This window comes from Luteimonas lutimaris (assembly GCF_039537065.1).
GTDB lineage: Bacteria > Pseudomonadota > Gammaproteobacteria > Xanthomonadales > Xanthomonadaceae > Luteimonas > Luteimonas lutimaris.
The window spans coordinates 30,333-37,226 of the sequence record NZ_BAAAZU010000009.1 but is presented as its reverse complement, the minus strand read 5'-3'; the positions used below and the strand labels follow the sequence as shown (position 1 = coordinate 37,226).

Here is a 6,894-nt window from a genome sequence, read left to right as displayed (position 1 = left end):
CCACAACCCCCGCAGGGCAACGGGGCATTTCGCACCCGCCCGCGGGATACGCGATCATGCGGGCCTCCCCCGTTCCCGATGTCCATGACGATCGCACGCTACCGCTTCGGCGAATACGTCCTCGACCTGCCCAAGCACGAACTGCTGCACCGCGGTGACGTCGTTGCGCTGCCGGCGCGGGTGTTCGAGTGCCTGTGCTGCCTGATCGAGCACCGCGACCGTGCGGTCAGCCGCGACGAACTGGTGCAGGCGGTCTTCGCGCGTTCCAACGTCTCCGACGCGCAGCTGGCGCAGGTGGTGCTGCGCAGCCGGCGCGCGGTGGGCGACGACGGCCAGGAGCAGCACACGATCCGTACCGTGCCGCGTTATGGCTTCCGCTGGCTGGCGGAGGTGGCGGTAGAAACGATGGTGGATGAGCCGGCTGCGCCGTCCACCGCGCCGGAGCCTCCCGCGCGGCCGCGCGAACCGGCGCCGCCGCAGGCGGCGGCCTTCGCAACGACGACGACCACACCGGCCATCGAGGAAGCTGTCGCGGACGCCGCCCCGCCGTCCACCGATCCCTCCCGTTCTCCCCGCCCACCCGGCAGGCGCGGGTGGCCCGCCGCCGCGGCCATCGTCCTGGTGGTCGCGGTGGCGGCGCTGGCCTGGTCGCAGCGCGTTCGCGACACCGCCCCCGCACCCGTGGCCAACGCAACCCCGGCCGACGCCCCACGCGCGCTGATGGTGCTGCCCACGCGGGTCGACGATCCCGGCGATGCCAGCTGGGCGCGGCTGGGACTGATGGACTTCATCGGCGACCGCCTGCACCGCAGCGGCCTGCCGGTGCTGCCCAGCGAGACCACGCTGGGCGTCCTGCACCGGCAGGACGGCGACGACCCGCGCCGGCTGCGCAGGGCCGCGCGTGCGAAATGGGTCGTCAACAGCGAAGCCACGCGCAGCGACGACGGCTGGGACGTGCGCCTGCAGGCCGGCGACGGCGACGGCGCGCGACACGAGGCGCATGCGCACGATGCCGACCTGCTGCAGGCGGCGCGCCAGGCCAGCGGGCGGCTGGCGGCCGTGCTCGGCGGCCACGCGATCGCCGGCGACGACGATCCGCCCGCGCTGGCCGAGCGCCTGCAGCGCGCCCGCGCAGCGATGCTGGCCAACCAGATCGAAACCGCGCGTCAAATCCTGCTCGACGCGCCCGAACTGCAGCGCCAGCGGCCGCGGCTGCAGTACCAACTGGCGCGCGTGGACTTCCGCGCCGGCGAGTACGCGCGCGGCCTTGCCACGCTCGACGCCCTGCTCGACGGGACCGCCACGCGCGACGACGCCCTGTTCCGCGCCAGGGTGCTCAACGCGCGCGGCGCGATGCTGATCCGGCTGGACAACGCAGACGAAGCCCGGCGCAGCTACGACGAAGCGATCGCCGCGCTGGGCGACGGCACCCACCCGACCGAACGCGGCGTCGCCCTGAGCGGGCGCGCGGTGGCCAACGCGCTGCAGCAGCGCTTCGACCGCGCGCTGGCGGACTTCGGCCAGGCCCGCGTGCAGCTGGCCAGCGCGGGCGACGCGCTGGCAGTCGCACGGGTGGACGCCAACCTTGGCGTGCTCGAGGTCGATCGCGGCCACCCGGCGCAGGCGCTGCCGTACCTGGACCGCGCCGCGCGCGACTTCGAGGCGATGGGCGCGATCAACGAACTGTCGACGTTCCGCGACACGCGCGTACTCGCCCTGCTGCAGTTGCTGCGGCGCGACGAGGCGCTGGCCGAAAGCGAGCGCGCCTGGATGCTGCTGCCGCGGCTGCGCGCACCGACCCAGCGCGCGGAGGTCGTGCTCACCCGCGCCCGTGCACTGATCGAGGCGGGCCAGCTGCACGAGGCCGCGCGCCTGCTGGCGATGCCCGAGGCGGGGCAGTCGCAGCCGGCCGAGGCCGGCACCCGCGAGCTGCTGCAGGCGGAACTGGCCCTGGCCGGCGGCGAGCCGGCGCGGGCGGTCGCGATCGCGGACGCCGCGCTGCGCGACTGGCCGTCACAGCGCGACGCGCGGCGCAAGGCCTGGTTGCGGCTGCGCCGCGAACAGGCCGCGCTGGCCGCCGACCTGCCGGTCTCCGCCGTCGCCGACGCGTCTCTGGGCGATTCCCTGCCCGACCTGCTCGCCGGCGCCATCGCCCGGCGCGCGCGCGGCGACGTGGCCGGGGCCGATGCCGGCTACCGCAAGGCGCTGGCGCTGGCCGAGCAGCGCGGGATCCCGGCCGAGATCGCCGAGGTCGTGGTCGACCACGCCGGCTGGCTGCTCGAGCGTGGCCAGGCGGACGAGGCCAGCGCCCTGGTCGGCCGGGCCGCCCCCTGGGCCGGACAGGACTTCGCGCTGGCGGCGCTGCAGGCCCGGCTGCTGCGGTCGCTCGAACAGGGCCCGCAGTCGCAGGTCGCGTATGCGCGGGCCCGCGAGCTGGCCGGCGAACGCGCGTTGCCGCCGCCGGCCGGAACCGCGACGCAGGTCGCACCCCGGCCCTAGCCTTCCCGCGATCCTGCGGGTCACGCGGCGCTGCCCGGCGCCGGTCATGCGTTCGTCAAACGATCGTTACCCGCTTGGAATGACGCCCCGTGGCACGTCCGCCCAAGTTCACGGGGCTGCCTGCGTCGCCATCTGGCGCCACGCCGCCGGGGCCCGCCCCGCACCGCGCCACGCCGTTCCCCCGCACGGCCGGCGCGCCCTCCGAAAAAACAGAACCGTGACGCCCGTCGTCCGTCCTTCCTCTCAAGGAGCAAGCAACATGGCAACCAAGCTGCTCGCCAGCGCCCTCGCCGCCGCCATCGCCATGGCCGCCCCCATCCACGCGCAGGCCGCAGGCGACGCGCCGCTGTCGCTCTCGCTGGTGCGCGGCGGCGCGGTGGCCGCCGATCCGGTCGTCGCCGGCGACCGCGTCTACATCCCCACCGGCCGCGTGGTCGCGACCTGGGACTACGCCGACCCGGCCGCGCCGATCCGCGTCGCCACCAGTGCGCCGGCCGACGGCGCGATCAACGGCCTCGCCCGCCACGGCGACTACCTGTATGCCAGCTGGCGCGGCTACGACGGCAGCGCCGGCGTGACGACCTGGTCGCTGGCCGACCCCGACCATCCGGAGCTGGTCGACCAGACCGAGGACTACCTCGACGCCGACAACAAGATCCTGCTCGGCCTGGCGGTCGCCAACGACCACCTGTACCTGTTCGACAACAACCACGGCGTGTTCGTCTCCGACCTGGCCGACCCGGCCGCGCCGGAGTTCGCCGCCACCGAGCTGACCAGCGCGGGGCAGTACACGAAGATCACCAGCAGCGGCAACACGATCTTCGCCACCGGCCGCAACTGGTTCGGCAACACCGTGCTCGACGTCTTCGACACCAGCACGCCCGAGCTGCCGGTGCTCGCGGCCAGCAGCGCGGTCGACGGGCTGGACAACTTCAGCCTCAGCGCGGAGCCGGGCTTCGTGGTCGGCGCCGGCAACGAGCTCACCCTGTACGACCTGAACGACGCCGGCCAGCTGTCCAAGCGCGGCTGGCTTGACATCCCGCCTGCCTTCATCGGCGTGCACGTCGGCGACTACGCCTACACCTTCGGCTACGGCCAGGGCCTGGACGTGTGGGACATCGCCGACATCGACGCGCCGGCGCAATCCGGGCACTTCGACCTCGAGGTTTTCTCCGCCCGCCGTGCCGTGCAGGTCGGCAACACCTTGTTGATCCCGACCGAAACCGACCTGATGCAGGCGGTCGACGTGTCCACGCCGGAACAACCGCAACGCATCTCGACCTCGTGGCTGCCCGGCGGCGGCGCGGCGAAGGACATGGCGGTCCATGGCGGCAACCTGGTCCTGCTGCAGGCGAACTACGGCCTGACGGTCAACGACGCGCAGACGCTGGCGCCGACCGCCCGCTTCGAGGCCGACCTGCCCAAGAGCCTGGAGCAGCGCAGCTTCGAGGAGGTCGAGATGTCGGGCGACACCGCCTGGCTCGCGGCCTGGGGCTACGGCCTGATCGGCGTGGACCTGTCCGATCCGGCCGCGCCGGTGGAAGTGGGCAACGTGCCGTTCAAGTTCGCCGCGGTACTCGATATCGCCGGCCAGTATGCGTACGTCGCCAAGTGGACCAACGGCGGCCTGTTCGGCGTGGCCGACATCTCCGATCCGTCCGCGCCGACGCTGGTGTGGCAGGCCGGGCTGACGAACCAGCCCTACGCACTCAAGGTCGACGGCAGCCACGCCTACATGGCCGAGAGCAGCGAGTCGGGCACCGCCAGCGACGGCGGCCTGCGCGTGTACGACCTCGCCGACCCGGCGGCGCCGGTGGAGGTATCGCACCTCAACGACGGCTGCGGCAGCGGCTACGACCTGGCGATCGACAGCGGCGTCTCGCTGCTCTACCTCGCCTGCGGCAGCGGCGTGCAGGTGATCGACATCGCCGACCCGGCGGCGCCGGCGGTGGTCGGCCGCTACGACACCGGCGACGACGACCAGTACACCCACGTGGCCCAGCGCGGCGACCGCGCCTGGTTTGCCGACTCGGACGGCCTGCATGAGCTCGACGTCGCCGACCCGACCCAGCCGACGCAGGTGAAGCTGACGCCGATGGGCCACCAGGGCGTGCAGCGCCTGGCCGCGCTGGACGACGGCCGCCTGTTCGCGCTCGGCGGCATCACCGGCGTGCACGTGCTGTCGCCGGGCGACGACACCGGGCCCGACGCCACGCCGCTGGAGAACAAGGTACCGGTCGGCGGTCTGTCCGGCGACGCCGGCGAGGCGTTGCTGTTCGCGATCGAAGTGCCGGAAGGCGCGGCGATGCTCAACATCCTGTCCTACGGCGGCATCGGCGACGTCAGCCTGTACGCCAGCCGCGACGCGGAGCCGGCGCCCGGCGATGCCGACGCCCGCTCCGAGCGCCAGGGCAACAGCGAGACGATCCGCATCGCCAACCCGGCGGCCGGCACGTACTACATCAAGGTGGTCGGCGTGAAAGCGTTCGACCGGCTGACGCTGCAGGCGCGCTACTGACCCATTCCCGCCTGCGCGATGCAGGCATCGGCGGAAAACCACGGCCCTTCCGCGGCATTCCCGCGGGGGGGCCGTTCGCATCGGGCGCCGCTGCTAACATCGGCCGCAGCCGGACGGGCTCACTTCGGGGAACACACCATGCGCCATCGCGCCATCGCCTCACTGCTTCCGCTCTCGATCACGCTGGCGCTGCTGCCGGCCTTCGCCGCCCCGCCGGCCGACGCGCCCACGTTCGACCCGCAGCGCCTGTCGGAGATGGTCAAGACGCTTTCGTCCGACGACTTCGAGGGCCGCGGCCCCGCCACCGCCGGCGAGAAGAAGACCATCGACTACGTCACCGCGCAGATGCAGGCCGCGGGCCTGCAGCCCGGCGGCGACGTGCAGGCCGACGGCACGCGCGCGTGGACCCAGGCGGTGCCGCTGCTGCGCTCGGACATCGCCGGCACGCCGGCGCTGTCGGTCACCGTGGACGGCAAGCCGCGCACGCTGGCACAGGGCGAACAGATCGCGGTGCGCGCGGCAATGGACGGCTCGAAGACGGTGGAGATCACCGATGCGCCGATCGTGTTCGTCGGCTACGGCGTCACCGCGCCCGAGCGCGACTGGGACGATTTCAAGGGCATCGACCTCGAGGGCAAGATCGCGCTGGTGCTGGTCAACGACCCGGACTACGAGACCGGCGAAGGTGATTTCGGCGGCAAGGCGATGACCTACTACGGCCGCTGGACCTACAAGTACGAAGAAGCCGCGCGCCAGGGCGCGACCGGGATGCTGGTGATCCACGAGACCGAGCCGGCCTCCTACGGCTGGGCGACGGTGAAGAATTCCAACACCAACACCATGTTCGACGTGGTGCGCGAGGACCCGTCCGATACGCACCCGAAACTTGAGGGCTGGGTCCAGCGCGACTTCGCGGTCGAGCTGTTCAAGGCGGCCGGGCTCGACTTCGATGTGCTGAAGAAACAGGCGCAATCGCGCGACTTCAAGCCGGTGGTACTCGAAGGCGAGACGTTCTCGGCGAAGTACGACGTCGATTCAGAAGTCATCACCTCCTACAACATCGTCGGCCGCATCGAGGGCAGCAAGCGCCCCGACGAGACGGTGATCTACAGCGGACACTGGGACCACCTGGGCATCGGCGCGCCGGACGCGAACGGCGACCGCATCTACAACGGCGCGGTCGACAACGCCACCGGCACCGCGGCGCTGATCGAGATGGGCCGCGCCTTCGTGCAGGCCGACGCGAAGCCGGAGCGCTCGATCGTGTTCCTCAATGTCACCGCCGAGGAGAAGGGCCTGCTCGGCTCCGAGTACTACGCTTCGAAACCGCTGTACCCGCTCAGCAAAACCGTCGCGGTGATCAACATGGACGCACTCGACCCGCACGGCCCGGCGCGCGACTTCAGCACCTCGGGCAGCGCCAGGCAGGACCTGCTCGACACACTGGTCGCCACGGCGAAGCGCTTCGACCTGCGCTACACCGCGGACTCCAAGCCCGAGGCCGGTTACTTCTTCCGCTCCGACCACTTCCCGTTCGCCAAGCGCGGCGTGCCGGCGGTGTCGTTCGGCTCCGGCGAGGACATGGTCGACGGCGGCCCCGCGGCGGGCCGCGAATTCTCCGAGGAGTACACCGCCAACCGCTACCACCAGCCGGCCGACGAGTGGGAGGCGGGCTGGACCTTCGGCGGCATGGCGCGCGACCTGCAGCTGCTCTACACGGTGGGCAGCGAGCTGGCCAACTCCGATCGCTGGCCGAACTGGAGCAGCGACTCCGAGTTCCGCGCCGCGCGCGACGCGAGCGCGGACGAGCGCAAGTAACCCCGCCTCTGTAGGAGCGGCTTCAGCCGCGAGCTTTTTCCTGATGGCGTCGAATTCCG

3 protein-coding genes are annotated in these 6,894 nt (G+C 72.1%); all 3 read left to right on the top strand.

What is annotated here, in order from left to right:
- Nucleotides 1-84: 84 nt before the first annotated feature.
- The 3 genes from ABD679_RS09280 (at nt 85) to ABD679_RS09270 (ending at nt 6,835) form a co-directional block, all read left to right on the top strand.
- Complete coding sequence (locus ABD679_RS09280; RefSeq protein WP_344759697.1) at nt 85-2,499, top strand: winged helix-turn-helix domain-containing protein; 2,415 nt, start codon at nt 85-87, stop codon at nt 2,497-2,499.
- Between the two features lie 259 nt (nt 2,500-2,758).
- Nucleotides 2,759-5,017, top strand: a complete 2,259-nt coding sequence (locus tag ABD679_RS09275; RefSeq protein WP_344759696.1) for a pre-peptidase C-terminal domain-containing protein — start codon at nt 2,759-2,761, stop codon at nt 5,015-5,017.
- Between the two features lie 138 nt (nt 5,018-5,155).
- Nucleotides 5,156-6,835 (top strand): M28 family metallopeptidase, encoded by a 1,680-nt coding sequence (locus ABD679_RS09270; protein ID WP_344759695.1) that lies wholly within the window; start codon nt 5,156-5,158, stop codon nt 6,833-6,835.
- The last annotated feature ends 59 nt before the right edge of the window (nt 6,836-6,894 follow it).

Excerpts from the sequence above, each read along its gene's own strand:
- ABD679_RS09270 (WP_344759695.1), top strand. The coding sequence starts at position 5,156 with ATGCGCCATCGCGCCATCGCCTCACTGCTTCCGCTCTCGATCACGCTG.
- ABD679_RS09280 (WP_344759697.1), top strand. The coding sequence starts at position 85 with ATGACGATCGCACGCTACCGCTTCGGCGAATACGTCCTCGACCTGCCC.
- ABD679_RS09275 (WP_344759696.1), top strand. The coding sequence starts at position 2,759 with ATGGCAACCAAGCTGCTCGCCAGCGCCCTCGCCGCCGCCATCGCCATG.